Source organism: Massilia sp. Root335 (genome assembly GCF_001425685.1).
Classification (GTDB): Bacteria; Pseudomonadota; Gammaproteobacteria; order Burkholderiales; family Burkholderiaceae_D; genus Telluria; species Telluria luteola.
In genome coordinates, this window is the sequence record NZ_LMCY01000036.1 from 61,726 (window position 1) to 77,635 (window position 15,910).

Annotated in this window: 8 protein-coding genes and 1 pseudogene; 2 read left to right on the forward strand and 7 right to left on the reverse strand. The window is 67.3% G+C overall.

The annotated features are described in order from the left end of the window. Positions 1 to 1,641: pseudogene (locus ASC93_RS19635) on the reverse strand (glucokinase); the annotation flags it as partial. A 119-nt stretch (positions 1,642 to 1,760) separates the two neighbouring features. After that, positions 1,761 to 3,101, reverse strand: a complete 1,341-nt coding sequence (locus ASC93_RS19640; protein WP_082548180.1) for an MFS transporter — start codon at positions 3,099 to 3,101, stop codon at positions 1,761 to 1,763. A gap of 166 nt (positions 3,102 to 3,267) precedes the next feature. Between ASC93_RS19640 and ASC93_RS19645 the strand changes: the two genes are divergently transcribed. Both ASC93_RS19645 and ASC93_RS19650 read left to right on the forward strand, forming a co-directional pair. Further along, positions 3,268 to 5,394, forward strand: a complete 2,127-nt coding sequence (locus ASC93_RS19645) for an ATP-binding protein (protein WP_056446222.1) — start codon at positions 3,268 to 3,270, stop codon at positions 5,392 to 5,394. Continuing rightward, positions 5,391 to 5,990, forward strand: coding sequence for a response regulator transcription factor (locus ASC93_RS19650; RefSeq protein ID WP_056446224.1), 600 nt, complete (start codon positions 5,391 to 5,393; stop codon positions 5,988 to 5,990). The genes ASC93_RS19645 and ASC93_RS19650 overlap by 4 nt, the downstream gene beginning before the upstream one ends. Positions 5,991 to 6,065: 75 nt before the next feature. Here ASC93_RS19650 and ASC93_RS19655 read toward each other — a convergent pair whose 3' ends face one another. The 5 genes from ASC93_RS19655 to ASC93_RS19675 all read right to left on the reverse strand — a co-directional run bounded on the left by ASC93_RS19655 (position 6,066) and on the right by ASC93_RS19675 (position 15,608). Then, positions 6,066 to 7,748 (reverse strand): alpha-amylase family glycosyl hydrolase, encoded by a 1,683-nt coding sequence (locus ASC93_RS19655; RefSeq protein WP_056446227.1) that lies wholly within the window; start codon positions 7,746 to 7,748, stop codon positions 6,066 to 6,068. Positions 7,749 to 7,815: 67 nt separating this feature from the next. Continuing rightward, complete coding sequence (locus ASC93_RS19660) at positions 7,816 to 9,456, reverse strand: alpha-D-glucose phosphate-specific phosphoglucomutase (protein ID WP_056446230.1); 1,641 nt, start codon at positions 9,454 to 9,456, stop codon at positions 7,816 to 7,818. Positions 9,457 to 9,544: 88 nt separating this feature from the next. Continuing rightward, complete coding sequence (locus tag ASC93_RS19665) at positions 9,545 to 10,879, reverse strand: MFS transporter (RefSeq protein ID WP_056446233.1); 1,335 nt, start codon at positions 10,877 to 10,879, stop codon at positions 9,545 to 9,547. A gap of 166 nt (positions 10,880 to 11,045) precedes the next feature. Next, positions 11,046 to 12,806 carry a DEAD/DEAH box helicase gene (locus ASC93_RS19670; RefSeq protein WP_056446235.1) on the reverse strand — a complete coding sequence of 587 codons (1,761 nt, stop codon included), beginning with the start codon at positions 12,804 to 12,806 and terminating at the stop codon, positions 11,046 to 11,048. A 141-nt stretch (positions 12,807 to 12,947) separates the two neighbouring features. After that, a complete protein-coding gene (locus ASC93_RS19675; RefSeq protein ID WP_056446238.1) occupies positions 12,948 to 15,608 on the reverse strand; it encodes a TonB-dependent receptor in 2,661 nt (886 codons plus the stop codon). Positions 15,609 to 15,910 lie beyond the last annotated feature (302 nt).

Genomic DNA, 15,910 nt, shown 5'->3' on the forward strand with positions numbered 1-15,910 from the left:
GTCGGCGCCGGCGGCGCGCGCCACGTCGACGGCGTCCAGCAGTTCCGGCAGCTGGCCCGTCGTCGAGATGGCGATGACGACGTCGCCGGGACCCAGCAGCTCGGCCGCCAGCGCGAACAGGTGCGAATCGCCGTACGACGACGTCGGGATGCGGAAGCGGAAGAATTTATGCTGGCCGTCCAGCGCCACGACGCGCGAATTGCCCATCGCGTAGAACTCGACGCGCTTGGCGCGGCGCAAAATGTCGATGGCGCGGTCGATCGAGTTCACGTCCAGCTGGTCGCGGAACCGCAGGATCGCGGACACCGTGTTGTCGATGACCTTCGCGGACAAGTCGTGGGTGCTGTCCGTCATGCGCACCTGGCTGTGGCGCACCGGGATCGTGCCCGTCAGGCTGCCGGCGAATTTCAGTTTGAAGTCGGCCAGGCCCGCGAAGCCGAGCGAGCGGCAGAAGCGGATCACGGTCGGCTGGCTGACGTCCGCCAGCTTCGCGATCTCGGCGATCGGCTCGGACAGCACCTTGCGCGGATGCTCGATCACGAGCTGCGCCACGCGCTGCTCGGCCGGCGACAATTCGGCGTGCAGGTGCTGCACGCGTTCCATCAGCGTGTTGGCGCCGCTGCGGTTGCGCAGGTGTTCCGACAGGATGCTCGAGACGCCGTACAGGGCCGGCGTCGGCATCATGATCACGTAGGTCGGGATCTGCGCCAGGTAGCTGGAAAAACGGCCCTTCGCTTCGAAGCGCGTGCGGAACGGCGACGTCTTGAACCACTCGGCCATGCGCGGCACGATGCCCCCGCCGATGAAGATGCCGCCGAACGCGCCCAGCGTGACGGCCAGGTTGGCGGCCGCGCCGCCCAGCATGCCGGCGAAGCATTCCAGCACCTCGAGGCACAGCGGATCGTTGTGTTCCAGCGCGCCCGCGACGATGGCGGCGGCGTCGCGCGCGGGCGCCTCGACGCCGTTGCGCAGCGCCAGCGCGCGGTAGATGATTTCCATGCCGGGGCCGGAGATGAGGCGCTCGTTCGACACGTGCTGCCATTCGCGCCAGGCGTATTGCAGGATCGCGAATTCGCGCTCGTCGGCCGGGGCGAAGTTGACGTGGCCGCCCTCGCTGCCGAGGGTGACGAAGCCGTCCACGGTCGGGATCACGCCCGACACGCCCAGGCCCGTGCCGGGACCGAGCACGCCCGACACGGCATTCGCGATCGGCTTGCCGCCGCCGATCTGCAGCAGGTCTTCCGGCTTGAAGCCCGGCAGCGCCATCGCCAGCGCGGTGAAGTCGTTCACGATCAGGAGCGTCGTCAGGCCGAGCGTGCGGCGCACTTCCTCGGTCGAGAACTGCCAGTCGCGGTTGGTCATGCGGATGAAATCGCCGCTGATCGGGTTCGCGAGCGCGAACGCCGCGTGGGTGATGCGGGCGCCGCCGCTCTGGGCCTGGGTCTGGGCCAGGTAGGCGTTCAGCAGCGGGGCGATGCCGGGGTAGTCGTCGCACAGCAGCACGGCCACGTTGCGCAGCACGCCCGGCGCGATCTCCAGGGCGAAACGCGCGTGGGTCGCGCCGATGTCGGCCAGCAGGCGCGGGCCGTCGGAGTAGGCGGCGCGGGTTGGCTTTTGTTCGGTATCGGGCTCAAGCTTCATGGTCGCACTTCTTGGGAATATCTTGTCTATTGCGCCAAGGATACCATTGATTGAAATGCACAAAGGGCGGTTTCGCGCGAAACCGCCCCTCGTGTGCCCTTCCTGTCGTACCGCCGCGATTATTGCCCGCGCGCCTCCGCATCGATCCTGGATTGGGCCCCGGTATCGCGCATGAAGCAGCAGACGATCAGCGTGCAGGCGACCACCGCCGTTGCGTACCAGTAAAAGCCGCTTTCCAGGTGGATCGACTTGAACCACAAGGCCAGGTACTCGGCCGTGCCGCCGAACACGGACACCGCGAACGCATACGGCACGCCGACGCCGGTGGCGCGGATCGTGGCCGGGAACAGCTCGGCCTTGACGAGGGCGTTGATCGACGTGTAGCCGGACACGATCATCCAGGCGCAGGCGATGAGGCCGAACGCCTCCCACGGACCGCTGGCGTTGCGGATCGCGCTCAGGAGGGGCACGGTGAACAGGGTGCCCAGCAGCGCGAAGCCCACGAGCAGCGGACGGCGGCCGATGCGGTCGGACAGCGCGCCGTACAGCGGCTGCAGGCACATGGCGAACAGCAGCGACGCGGCCGAGACGGCGGTGGCCTGCGAATCGGTCAGGCCGACGGACAGGCGCAGGAATTTCTGCATATACGTCGTGTAGACGTAGAAGGTCAGCGTGCCGCCCATCGTCAGGCCGACCACCAGCAGCACTTCACGCGGATGCTGGGCCAGCTGCCTCAGGCCGCCCATCGATTTCGCTTTTTTGCGCGCGGCCTCGAACGATTGCGTCTCCGGCAGGTCGTGGCGCATGCGCAGGGCCAGCAGCGCGAGGCAGGCGCCGACGAAGAACGGAATGCGCCAGCCCCACGCGCGCAGCTGCTCGGCGTCGAGCAGGAACTTCTGCAGCACGAGCAGCAGGATCAGTGCCAGCAGCTGGCCGCCGATCAGCGTCACGTACTGGAAGCTGGTGTAGAAGCCGCGGTGCTTCGAGTCCGCCATCTCGGACAGGTAGGTCGCGCTGGCGCCGTATTCTCCGCCCAGGCTGAGGCCTTGCAACAGGCGCGCCAGCAGCAGGATGCAGGGCGACAGGATGCCGGCGGCGGCGTAGGTGGGCGCGCAGGCGATCAGCAGGGAGCCGAAACACATGAGCAGCACGGACGTCATGAGGGCCTTTTTGCGGCCCAGGCGGTCGCCGATGTGGCCGAACAGGACGCCGCCGATGGGACGCACGAAGAAGCCCAGCGCGAAGATGCCCGCCGTGGACATCATCTGCGCCGTCGGGTCCTGCTTGGGGAAGAACGAGCTGGCGAAATACAGCGCGAACGCCGAGTAGCAGTAGAAATCGAACCACTCGACGAGGTTGCCGGCCGAGCCGATGAAGATGGCCTTCAGGCGCTTGCCGGAGATGCGTTCGCCGGCGTCGGCATGCACCTCGGCGCCGGTCTTCGTTGTGACGGTGTTCATGGTTTGTCTCCTTATGATCGACGGGAGATCCGCATGGCACTCCCGTTTCCAGGTCTCCACTATCCCAGCCGGCCGGCGCGCGCACATCCGCAACTTCGGCGTGCCCTTCTCCGTAAAATTACGGAGGCGGTTCATTTCCGTCCGGGTAGCTGCTATCGTTGTCCCCATGCGCACCCTGCTCACCCCTCGCACCTTTCGCCGCTTCCTCGTCGCCGCCGGCGCGCTGGCCGTCATCGCGGCGTCGGGCAACTGGGCCGAACGGCACGAGCTGCAGACCAAGACGGAAGGCCTGCGCCAGGCCGCGGCGGCGCACGTGCTGGGGCTGCGCGGACTGGTCGAACGGCACGACTTCCTGCCGCACGCGGCGGCCCGCCACCCCGACGTGCAGGACCTGCTGCGCGCCCCGCGCGACGCGGCGCTGCGGGCGCGCGTCGACGATTATTTTGCCGACCTGCAGGCGACGACCGGCGCCGCCGCGCTGTTCCTCGTCGACCGCGCGGGCCTGACGCTGGCCGCCAGCAACTGGAACCTGCCGTCCAGCTTCGTCGGCCAGTCCTATCGCCAGCGGCCCTACTTCGAGGATGCCGTGCAGGGCCGGCGCGGCCTGTTCTATGGCCTCGGCCTCACGACGGGCCAGTCCGGCCTGTTCATCGCGGAGCCTGTGCGGGCGGACGGCGCGATCCTCGGCGTGGTCGTCGTCAAGATCAGCCTGGAGCCGCTGCAGGCCACGTGGATGCACGGCGCCGATCCGGTGGTGCTGCGCGACAGCCGCGGCATCGTCTTCCTGAGCGCCGTGCCGGAATGGCTGTTCCACGGCATCCGGCCGGTGTCCGCCGCCGAGCTGCGGTGGGTGGCCGCGCACCGCCAGTACGGCAACCGCGACCGCTTCCCCGTGCTGCCCTGGACGATCGAGTCGCGCAGCGCCACGCCCGCCTTCGTGCTGCATACGAGCGTGCAGGGGCGGCGCACGAACCTGCTCGCGCTGGACACGCCGCTGCCGGAGCTGGGCTGGACCCTCACCGTCACGACGGACATGAAGGAAGTCGTGCAGGCGCGCCAGCTGGCGCTCATGCTGGCGGCGCTGGCTGTCGCGCTGCTGCTGCTCGGCGTGCTGTACTGGCGCCTGCGCGAAAAGCGCTTCATCGAACAGCGCACCGCCCGCATCGAGCTGGAACGGCGGGTCGAGGAACGCACCCGCGACCTGGAGGAAGCCCACGCGTTCCGCAAGGCGATGGAAGATTCGCTGCTCGTGGGCATGCGCGCGCGCGCCCCGGACGGCACGATCATCTACGTCAACCCGGCCCTGTGCGCGATGGTGGGCTACAGTGCGGACGAACTGCTCGGCCGCCGGCCGCCCTACCCGTACTGGCATCCGGACGACCTGGAAAAACAGGCGCGCGAAAGCGCCGACGCGCTGCAGGGACGCGCGGCGCCGCACGGCTTCGAATCGCGCATCCGGCACAAGGACGGCCACGACGTGATCACGATGGTCTACGCCGCGCCCCTCGTCGACGCGCAGGGCGTGCACCGCGGCTGGATGAGTTCCGTCGTCGACATCACCGCGCAGAAGCAGGCCGAGGCCCGCCAGCGCGACCAGGAAGTCCGCCTGCAGCGCAGCGCGCGCCTGGCGAGCGTCGGCGAAATGGCGTCCACCCTGGCGCACGAACTGAATCAGCCGTTGATGGCGCTGTCGAATTTCGCCGTGGCCGCACGCGCGCTCGCCGCGCAGTCGGCGCCGCCCGCCATGCTGGCCGGCGCGCTGGACGAGATCGTCGAACAGAGCAAGCGCGCCAGCGAGATCGTCAAGCGGGTGCGCGCCTTCATCAACCCGCAGCGGGCCCAGTACGAAAGCCTGACGATCGCCAGCGTCGTCACGCACGCGGCGGCGCTCCTGACGCCGGAGCTGCGGCGCGACGGCATGGCGCTGCGCCTGGACCTCGACGACGACGGCGCCCGCGTGCGCGGCGACCGGGTCCTGCTCGAACAGGTGCTCGTCAACCTGATCCACAACGCGATGCACGCCATGCAGGGCCGTCCGCGCGGCAGCATCGGGCTGGCCAGCCGGCGCGTGGACCAGGGCGTGCGCGTCAGCGTCATCGACGAGGGCCCGGGCATCCCGCCCGAACAGCTCGACCAGATCTTCGCCCCGTTCTTCACGACCCGCCCCGACGGCCTGGGGCTGGGCCTGAACATCTGCCGCACCATCGTCGAGGCCCACGGCGGCGCCATGACCGTCGACAACCGCGCCGGCGGCGGCGCCGCCTTTTCCTTCACGCTTCCCACCGTGCCATGAAAGACATCCCACTCACGCTGTATGTCGTCGACGACGACGAGGCCCTGCGCCGCTCGCTGCTCCTGCTGCTGTTTTCGCAGGGGCTGGCCGTGCAGGCCTTCGAATCCGGAGAAGCGTTCCTGGAGGCGGTCGACATGCGCCAGCCGGGCTGCGTGATCCTCGACCTGCGCCTCGGCGGGATCAGCGGCCTGGCCGTGTTCGACCGCCTGCGCGCGGAACACAGTCCGCTCGTCACGCTGTTCCTGTCCGGCCACGGCGACATTCCGACCGCGCTCGAGGCGGTCCGCCAAGGCGCCTGGGACTGGGTGGAGAAGCCGGACACGCAGCACCTGCTCGACAAGCTGCCGGCCGCCATCGCCGAGGCGCGTGCCCGCGCGCAGGCGCTGCGCTCGTGGGCGGAGCTGACGCCGCGCGAACGGGAAGTGGCGCGACTCGTCGGCATGGGGCAGCCGAACAAGGAGATCGCGCGGGTGCTCGTGCCGCCGTGCGGGCCGCGGTCGGTCGAGACGCATCGCGCGAACATCTTCAGCAAGCTGCAGTGCGCCAACGATAACGAGTTGGGGCGGTGGCTGGCGGCGCATCCGTGGCTGGGGTGATGGGCGCGTGGGCACGTTTCGTTTGAGGCCCCCGGCCTCAAACGCCCACCCTACGGCCGGCTACGTATGCCGTGGTCAGTCCTGCGCAATCAGCGCGACCGGGGCGCACGTATCGAACTGCACCTTGCCGCCCGAGACGACGGCCGTGCGGCCCGTGTACGCATCGCGCACCGTCTGGCCGTCGCCGAACACGCCGGCCACGGAGATCGGCACCGCGCGGTCCTGCGGCAGGTCGAGGGCGACGACGACGCGGTCGGCGACGCCATCCTTCTCGTACGTGCGCTTGAACGTGTACGGGCTGGACGCGATCATCCGGTGCACGCCCGCGCCCACGGCCGGATGCGCGTGGCGGAAGCGGATCAGGCGCGCCCAGTAGTCGCGCACCTCGGCCACGCCGTGCAGGCCGACGCGCGCATTGGTGTTCAGCTGGTCCCAGTTCATGAAGGAACGCAGGTTGGCGTCGCCCACCGCGCCGTCGATCTTCAGCACGCGCGCCGTCTCGTCGCCGTAGGTGACCTGCGCGGCGCCCGGCGTCAGCAGCAGCTTGTTCGCTTCCTCGAACGGGTGCTCGCGCATGGCCTCGAACGGATGGCCGTCGTCGTGCGAATCGATGTAGTTCAGCACCGAGGCGCCTTTCAGCGGCCCGTTCAGCAGGTTCGAATAGCTGGAGAACAGCGCCTCGTAGCCCTGGCTCGCGTCGTGCGGCAGGGAGAAGTTGATCATGCTGTCGAAACCGTTGTCGAAATAGTCGACCTTCGTGCCGTCGTCGTATGCGAACGTGCGGCCGTTCTCGATCGCGTAGTTGAATGCCTCGGCCGTCATGTAGAACGGCTTGTTGCCGATCCTGTCGACGGCCTGCCTGCCGGCCGGCGTGCGCTTCCAGTCCTCGTACGCCTGGCTCGCGACCTTCTTGAGGTCCTTCCACACGCCGGGTTCCGTGTGCTTGACGGTGTCGCCGCGGAAGCCGTCGAAGCCGTACTTGCGCACCCAGTCGGCGTGCCATTTCATCAGGTAGTAGCGCGGTGCGCGCGGGTAGCCCGTGCGCTTGAAGAAGTCGTCCAGCTCCTTCACTTCGCGGTCGTAGCGCCCTTCCTTCTTCCATTTCGCGACGAGGAAAGGCGGCAGGGCGACGTTCGCATTGCTGTCGGTGCGGAAGTCCGGCAGGTTCTTCACGAGCGTGCAGTCGACCGTGCCCTTGACGTCCTTGAAGGTACAGGCCGGCGCCGTGCGCACCCAGTCCGACGGCCACACGGTGTCCTCCGCGGTGACGGGACCGGTGTGGTTCATCACCACGTCGAGCAGCACGCGGATGCCGCGCGCGTGCGCCGCCTCGACCAGGTCGCGCACGTCCTTCCCGGTGCCGAGGTTGGCGTCGACGGCCGTGAAGTCGCGCGCCCAGTAGCCGTGGATGGCGTAGCTGACGCCCGTGCCTTCGTCCGTGGAGCCGTGGATCTGTTCCACCGGCGGCGAGATCCAGATCGCATCCACGCCCAGGTCCGTGAAATACCCGTCCTTGATCCTGGCCGTGACGCCGGCCAGGTCGCCGCCCATGAAACCGCGCGCGACCGCCGCGTCGTTCTTGCGGCCGTACGCATGGTCGTTCGTCGGATCCCCGTTGTTGAAGCGGTCGATCACGAGGAAGTAGACGGTCGCGTTATCCCAGGTGAACGGCTTGCCCTTGACCGGCGACAGGTCGGGCGCGGCGGAGGCGGCGCCGAAGGCGAGCATCAGGGAGGCGGCGAGAACGGGGAGTTTCATGCGGGGTCCTGTTTAAGTAGTTAAAAGAACGTCGTCCCCGCGCAGGCGGGGACGACGGTGGGGTGAGTCACGTGATCACGCTCGGCTGCTCCCGGCCCGTGCGCGCCTTGAGTGCCGACACCTGCTCGGCGATGGCGATCAGCGGCGCCAGCGCGTCCTGGGTGTCGAGGTTGTGGCGGGCCGGGTCGGCTTCGTAGCGTTCCAGGTACAGGCGCACGGTCGCGCCCTCGGTGCCGGTGCCGGACAGGCGTAGCACGATGCGCGAGCCGTCCGTCATGACGATGCGCACGCCCTGGCGCGTGGCGACGGAACTGTCGACCGGGTCGGTGTAGGTGAAATCGTCGGCCAGCTGCACGCGGTAGCCGCCCAACGTCTGGCCGGCCAGGCCGGCGAGCTTGCCGCGCAGCGTGTCCATCATCGCGTTGGCGGCCGCGGCGTCGACGGCTTCGTAGTCGTGGCGCGAATAATAATTGCGGCCGAAGCGGGACCAGTGGTCCTGCACGATCTCGTTGACCGACTTGCCGCTGGCCGCGATCAGGTTCAGCCAGAACAGCACGGCCCACACGCCATCCTTCTCGCGGATGTGCGCCGAGCCGGTGCCGTAGCTCTCTTCGCCGCACAGCGTCGCGAGGCCGGCGTCGAGCAGGTTGCCGAAGTACTTCCAGCCGGTCGGGGTCTCGAAGCACGACACGCCCAGCGCGGCCGCCACGCGGTCGGCGGCCTGCGACGTCGGCATGGAGCGCGCGATGCCCTTGATGCCGTCGCGGTAGCCCGGCGCGGCGGCCGCATTGGCCGCGATGATGGCGAGGCTGTCCGACGGCGACACGGCCAGCTTGCGGCCGACGATCATGTTGCGGTCGCCGTCGCCGTCCGACGCGGCGCCGAAGTCCGGCGCGTCCGGGCCGTCCATCAGCGCGATCAGTTCGGCCGCGTTGACGGGGTTCGGGTCCGGGTGGTGGCCGCCGAAATCCTCCAGCGGTTCGGCATTGACGACGGTGCCGGCGGGCGCGCCCAGCATGCCTTCGATGATGGCCGTCGCATACGGGCCGGACACGGCGTGCATGCCGTCGAAGCGCATCGTGAAGCCGCGCGCGAACAGGGCGCGGATGGCGTCGAAGTCGAACAGCCCGGCCATCAGCTCGGCGTAGTCGGACACGGAATCGATCACCTCGACTTCCATGTCCTCGATGCGGATGCTGCCGATGTTATCCAGGTCGACGGGGCCGGCGTCGCTGATGCGGTACGAGGCCAGGGTCTTCGTGTGTTCGTAGATCGCCTCGGTGATCTTTTCCGGCGCCGGGCCGCCGTTGTCGATGTTGTACTTGATGCCGAAGTCGCCGCTTGGCCCGCCCGGGTTATGGCTGGCGGAGAGGACGATGCCGCCCAGCGCCCCGCGCTTGCGGATCACGCAGCTGACGGCCGGCGTCGACAGGATGCCGCCGCGGCCGACGAGCACGCGGCCCACGCCGTGGGCGGCGGCAATGCGCAGGATGGTCTGGATGGCGGCGCGGTTGAAATAGCGGCCGTCGCCGCCGAGCACCAGGGTGCGGCCCTGCACGTCACCCAGCTCGCCCAGCGTCAGGAAGATGGCCTCGACGAAGTTTTCCAGGTAGCCGCCCTGCTGGAACTCCGTCACCTTCTTGCGCAGGCCGGACGTGCCGGGGCGTTGCCCGGCGAACGGGGTCGTCGCAATCGTCTGAATCGTCATGTGTTGCTCCTGTCCATGTCGTGCTCCTGTCGGGAGCTGTTGTCAAACCCGTAAGGATACGACACTCGCAGGGGGCATGGCGCAGCGCTTACCGGCCGGCGCGTTCCGTCCGGTCGGTCACGAACAGCGCCAGCACGGCCGCGATGACCATCGACGCGCCGCCCAGCACCAGCGTGAACACCGCGTGGTTGCCGAACAGGTGCTTCGTGAACCAGCCGAGCACCAGACCGCTGACGACCTGCGGAATGACGACGAAGAAGTTAAACAGGCCCATGTAATAGCCCATGCGGTTGGCCGGCAGCGCAGCGGCCAGGATCGCGTACGGCATCGTCAGCACGCTGGCCCAGGCCAGGCCGACGCCGATCATCGGCAGCATCAGCGCATACTTGTCGTGGATGAAGAACATGCTCGCCAGCGACAGGCCGCCGATCGCGAGGCACACGGCGTGGCAGGCCTTGCGGCTGGTGGCGCGCGCCAGCACGGGGAGCACGAAGGCGGCCAGCGCGGACACGCCGTTGTACATGGCGAACATCACGCCGACCCAGTTGCCCGCTTCCTGGTAGCCGGCCGACAGCGGATCGGTCGTGCCGTAGACATTGTCGGAAATCGCGGCGCCCGTGTAGATCCACAGCGCGAACAGCGCGACCCACGTGAAGAACTGGACGAACGCCAGCTGCACCATCGTCTTCGGCATGTGGGCGAAACCGCCGATGATCTCGCGCAGCGCCACGCCGAAGTTGCGCGAATGCTTGCGCTGGGCCTGGAAGCGGTCGAGGTCCGCCGGCGGCAGCTCGGTCGAACTGAACACGGTCCACGTCACGGCCAGGATGAACGCGGCGCCGCCGACGTAGAACGCGTAGCGCACCGAATCCGGCACTGCGCCGCCCACCGGCACGTTGGACACGCCCAGGTAGTTCGTGAAGACGATCGGCAACAGCGACGCGATCACGGCGCCGCAGCCGATGAGGAAGGTCTGCATCGCGAAGCCGGCCGTCTGCTGCGACGTATCGAGCTTGTCGCCGACGAAGGCGCGGAACGGTTCCATCGACACGTTGATGGATGCATCCATCAGCCACAGCACGGCGACGGCCATCCACACGGTCATGGAATTCGGCATCAGGAACAGCGCGGTGGCGGCGAGGACGGCGCCGAGGAAGAAGAACGGACGGCGGCGGCCCCAGGTCGGGTGCCACGTGTTATCGCTGAGGTAACCGATCACCGGTTGCACGAGCAGGCCCGTGACGGGCGCGGCGAGCCAGCACAGGGCCAGGTCGTCCATCGAGGTGCCGAGCGTGGCGAAGATCCGGCTGGTATTCACGTTTTGCAGCGCAAAGCCGAACTGGATGCCGAAGAAGCCGAAGCTCATGTTCCACAGCTGCCAGAACGACAGCCGCGGCTTGAGCGTGTGAGTTTGCATTTCCATCTATGTCCCCTAACGCGCCTGGACTCGTGCCAGGCTGCCACATGTAGCAAAGTAACATGGGGTTTTATGAGTGTCAATGAAGATCACCCAGTGGAAAGCAAAGAAATGTAGTCAAACAACACGCGGGGTGGGCACGGCGTACCCGCCCCGCGGCGAGGCGATCCGATCAGCCCTTGCGGGGCTTCTTGTCGGCGAACTTGCGCTTTGCCGGCTTCTGCGCCGGCGGCTCCTGGCCGTCGCGCGTGATGCCCAGCTGCTGGCCCGCCACCCACACCTTCTTCAGGTGGTCGATCAGGTCCTGCGGCAGGTCGGCCGGCATGTCGAGCGTGCTGAAATTGTCGTAGATCTCGATGCGGCCGATCTCCTTCGACGGCACGCCGCCTTCGTTGGCGATCGCGCCCACGATGTTGCCCGGCTTGACGCCGTGGAAGTGGCCGACTTCGATACGGTAGGTCGCCATGCCCGGCTCCGGCGCGCGTTCCACCCGCTCCTTCTTGAAGCCTTCGCGGGCGGCGCGCGGCGCACGCTCGTCGCCGAAGCTTTCACGGGCCGGGCGCGCGGGACGCTCGTCGCGCTCGCGGAATTCCGGCTTCGGTTCGCGGTCCGGTTTTTCGAGCAGCAGCGGCTCGTCGCCGCGGTACAGCTTGGCCAGCGCGGCCGCGATGTCGATGGCCGGCACGTTCTGTTCGCGCTCGTAGTCTTCGATGAGGGAACGGAACACGTCCAGGCCGCCCGCGGCCAGGGTCTGGCCGATCTGCTCCTTGAAGCGGGTGATGCGCACCTCGTTGACGGCCTTGATGGTCGGCAGCGACAGTTGCGCCACCGGCTGGCGCGTGGCGCGCTCGATCGCCTTCAGCAGGCCGCGTTCGCGCGGCGTGATGAACAGGATCGCGTCGCCGCTGCGGCCCGCGCGGCCCGTGCGGCCGATGCGGTGCGTGTAGCTTTCCGGGTCGGACGGCACGTCGTAGTTGATCACGTGGCTGATGCGCTCCACGTCCAGGCCGCGCGCGGCCACGTCGGTGGCGACGAGGATGTCGATCTTGCCGTTCTTGAGCTGCTCGATGGTGCGCTCGCGCTGTTGCTGGGCCATGTCGCCGTTGATGGCGGCGGCCGCGAAGCCGCGCGCCTGCAGCTTGGCCGCCAGTTCCTCGGTGCCCAGCTTCGTGCGCGCGAACACGATCATGCCGTCGAACGGCTCGGCTTCCAGGATGCGCGTGAGCGCGTCGAGCTTCTGCATGCCCGCGACGAGCCAGTAGCGCTGCGTGATGTTGGTGGCCGTCGTGGTCTTGGCGGCGACCGTCACTTCGGTCGGCTCGCGCAGGTAGGTCTTGGCGATGCGCTTGATCTGCTGCGGCATCGTGGCCGAGAACAACGCCGTCTGGCGTCCCTCGGGCGTCTCCTGCAGGATGCGCTCGACGTCGTCGATGAAGCCCATGCGCAGCATTTCGTCGGCTTCGTCCAGTACGAGGGTCTTCAGCTGCGAGATGTCGAGCGAGCCCTTGTCGAGGTGGTCGATGACGCGGCCGGGCGTGCCGACGACGACCTGCACGCCGCGGCGCAGCGCCGACAGTTGCGGGCCGTAGCTCTGGCCGCCGTAGATTGGCAGCACGTGGAAGTTCTTGAGGTGCGAGGCATAGCTCTGGAAGGCTTCGGCCACCTGGATCGCCAGCTCGCGCGTGGGCGCGAGCACGAGGGCCTGCACGGCCGGGTTCTTGACGTCGATGCGCGCCAGGACCGGCAGCGCGAAGGCGGCCGTCTTGCCGGTGCCCGTCTGCGCCTGTCCCAGTACGTCGCGGCCTTCCATCAGGAGGGGGATGGTGGCCGCCTGGATCGGCGACGGCGTCTCGTAGCCGACCTCCTTCAGTGCCTTGAGGATGGGTGCCGGGATGTCGAGGTCGGCGAACGTCTGGAGCGGGGTGTCATGCATGGAGGGAATCTTCAAAAATCGTAAGCAAACCTCCAGTTTACTCCTTTAGGCGCCAAGGTTCAGGATTATTTGCGTGCAGCGCAAACGTAGGGTGGGCACACCGTGCCCACCCTACGAACGTTCGGAGCGAACCGAGCGCGATTACAGCTTGTAGTTAAAGCCGAGCAGCATCTGGCGGCCGTACTTCGTGTAGCCGCGCGGACGGTCGGTCGACCCCGAGTAGGTCTGGAACGCCGTGTCGGTCAGGTTGTTCACCTGGAACAGCACGGACAGGCCCTTGACCTGCTTGAAGTCGTAGCCGAGCTGCAGGTCGACGACGCGGTCCGGCTTCGTGAACGTCAGCTCGGTGGCGCCGCCGATGCCGCCGATCTCGGCCACGTAGTCGCTGCGGTAACGCTGGCTGACGCGGGCCGAGAAGCCGTTGTTCTCGTAGTACGCCGTCACGTTGAACACGCGCTTCGACAGGCCCGGCAGCGGGATGCTCATGTCGCCGAAGCTCTGGTTCTTGACCGAGATCTCGCTGGTCGTGAACGCCGCGTTGGCCGTGATGCCGAAGCCGTCCAGCACCGGGGTGAACATGTCCAGCGGCACCGAAGCGGCCAGTTCGAGGCCTTCCAGCTTGCCGCCCTTGCCGTTCTGCGGCTGGGTCATCGTACCGATGTCGCTGGTCGCGCCCTGCAGGTGGTATTCGGAGAAGTCGCGCGGGCCCGTGACGGTATAGATGTAGGACTTCAGGTCTTTATAGAAGCCCGCCGCCTGCACGTAGCCCTTGTTGCCGAAATATTTTTCCCACGACAGGTCGACCGCGTTCGCGCGCCACGGATCGAGCTGGGCATTGCCGCCGTTGCCGTAAGGCGTACCGGTGCTCTGGTGCGTCAGGCCGACTTCACGCGATGCGTTCAGCTCGTCCAGGCGCGGGCGGGCCAGCGTCTTGTTGGCGCCGAAGCGGATGATCTGCTGGTCCGGCAGGCTCCAGATCAGGTTGACGCTCGGCAGGTAGTCGTTGTACTTCTTGCCGTCGGTGAGCGGCACCAGGTCGGCGAACGGCCAGGCGCGCAGCGTCTGGGCGGTCGAGCTCTGGTCGGTGTGCACGGCCTGGATGCCGATGTTGCCGCGCAGCGGCATCGACATCAGTTCGGTGTCGATGTTCAGCTTGGCGTAGCCGGTCTGGACCTTCTCGGTGATGTTCCAGTTCTTGGTGGCGCCCCACGGCACCAGCACGGCCGGCGTGTACGGACCGAAGTTCTGCGACAGCACAGCCGGGATATCCCAGCTCAGCGTATCCGGCAGCGCGTACAGCGACTGCGAGCCGTTGACCGCGCCGGCGGCGATGGCGCCCGTGCCCAGCTTGGTGAAGCCGGTCTCGAGGTGGCGCTTTTCCTTGTCGCGCTTGGACGCGTTGAAGCCCACTTCGACGCTGTTGAACAGCTTGCTGTCGAAACGGTATTCGGCGCTCAGGCGGAACGAGTTCAGCTTGTCCTTCAGGTGCGGTGCGTTGACGTAGCCGTCGCCGTACTGGCCGCCGATGGCCAGCTGCGCCGGGTCGTTGTACACGCCGGTCAGGCCGATGGCCGGGATGGTGCCGTTCGCGTAGTCGAACGTCATCGTCTGGCGCGCCGCGAGGCCGGTGTTGATCTCGTCGAGCTCTTCCTTGTGGTCGGCCTGCGAGTGGCTCAGGTCCGCGACGAAGGTCCAGTCGCCCGCGATGAACTTGTTGTTCCAGCCGTAGGCCGTCAGCACGTCGTTCTGGTGATAGTGGTTGTTGCGCACCACCGGGTTGACGTTGTTGGCGGTGCCGGCCGTCATGACGCCGTTGCCGTTGATCGAGCCCGGCGTGAACGAGACGTTGTTGTCGTCGGTCAGCTGGACTTCCATGCCGCGGCGGTCTTCATCCAGCTTGAAGCGCGAATGATACGCGTCGAGGGTGGACGTGAATTCGCGGCTCGGGTGCCATTCCACGACAGCCATCAGGCCGTCGCGCACCTGGTTGCCGGTCTGCGCCAGCGACTTGATGCCTTTCGGGACCTTGACGGTCTTGCCCGGCACGGACGAGGTGTTGTCGACCCAGTCCCAGGTCTCGAACTGGCGCGACTCGTTCGGCTTGTCGGCGCGTGCGTAGCCGACCGCCACGCCCAGCGTGCGATGGAGGAACTGGTCGACGTAGGACGCGCTGATGCGGCTGCCCGTGTCCTTGCTGCCTGCGCTGACCTTGCCCTGGCTGTTCTTTTCGCCGCGCACGTTCAGCGTGACGACGCGCTCGCGCAGCGACAGCGGCTTGATGGTCTTCAGGTCGACCGTGCCCGACATGCCCTGGCCGACGAGCGACGCGTCCGACGTTTTATACACGGTGACGGCGTTGATCAGCTCGGACGGATACTGGTCGTACTCGACCGTGCGGTTCGCGCTGGTGCTGACTTGCTCGCGGCCGTTCAGCAGCGCGGTCGACAGGTCGCCCGACGTGCCGCGGATGCTGATCTGCTGCGCCTGGCCGTTGACGCGCTGCGCCGACAGGCCCGGCAGGCGGGCCAGCGATTCGGCGATGCTGATGTCCGGCAGCTTGCCGATGTCCTCGGCGGAAATCGTCTCGACGATGCTGGTCGAGTCGCGCTTGACGGCGATCGCGTCCTCGATGCTGCGACGGATGCCCGTCACGGTGACGGTCGTGACCGGCGCCGCCTGGACGCCGTCGGCACCCTGCGTCTGCGCGGACGCCTGGGCGCCCGCGAGCGCCAGGAATACGGCGCAACCCACCGCGACCGGGCTCAGTTGGAATACGGGCTGGCCGCCCTTCGAAATCTTCATGTGTCCCCTCGACGTAATCAATATGCAGTTTGCTTATCAGAGGAACGTCAGCCTTTTGCCGAAGCAGGCGCCGGCCACGGGCTTGAACGTTCGGAACCGATTCTGTATTAAAACTAGATTACGTGTCAACGAAACATGAGTTTTACTAAAGATATTGTGGTTTTCGCCCACGAATTGCTCGCAAAATAGGCATATCGTGCGTAGTCTGAGTAAATACCTATCTTGTGCAGATGTAGTTCGAGTACAAACAGAGGGATGAAAACGGTTACAAAGAAGCGGGCGCCGCCCGGCCGCGCCACCCG

Coding starts and splice junctions, on each gene's coding strand:
- ASC93_RS19640 (WP_082548180.1), bottom strand. CDS start 3,101: ATGAACACCGTCACAACGAAGACCGGCGCCGAGGTGCATGCCGACGCC.
- ASC93_RS19645 (WP_056446222.1), top strand. CDS start 3,268: ATGCGCACCCTGCTCACCCCTCGCACCTTTCGCCGCTTCCTCGTCGCC.
- ASC93_RS19650 (WP_056446224.1), top strand. CDS start 5,391: ATGAAAGACATCCCACTCACGCTGTATGTCGTCGACGACGACGAGGCC.
- ASC93_RS19655 (WP_056446227.1), bottom strand. CDS start 7,748: ATGAAACTCCCCGTTCTCGCCGCCTCCCTGATGCTCGCCTTCGGCGCC.
- ASC93_RS19660 (WP_056446230.1), bottom strand. CDS start 9,456: ATGACGATTCAGACGATTGCGACGACCCCGTTCGCCGGGCAACGCCCC.
- ASC93_RS19665 (WP_056446233.1), bottom strand. CDS start 10,879: ATGGAAATGCAAACTCACACGCTCAAGCCGCGGCTGTCGTTCTGGCAG.
- ASC93_RS19670 (WP_056446235.1), bottom strand. CDS start 12,806: ATGCATGACACCCCGCTCCAGACGTTCGCCGACCTCGACATCCCGGCA.
- ASC93_RS19675 (WP_056446238.1), bottom strand. CDS start 15,608: ATGAAGATTTCGAAGGGCGGCCAGCCCGTATTCCAACTGAGCCCGGTC.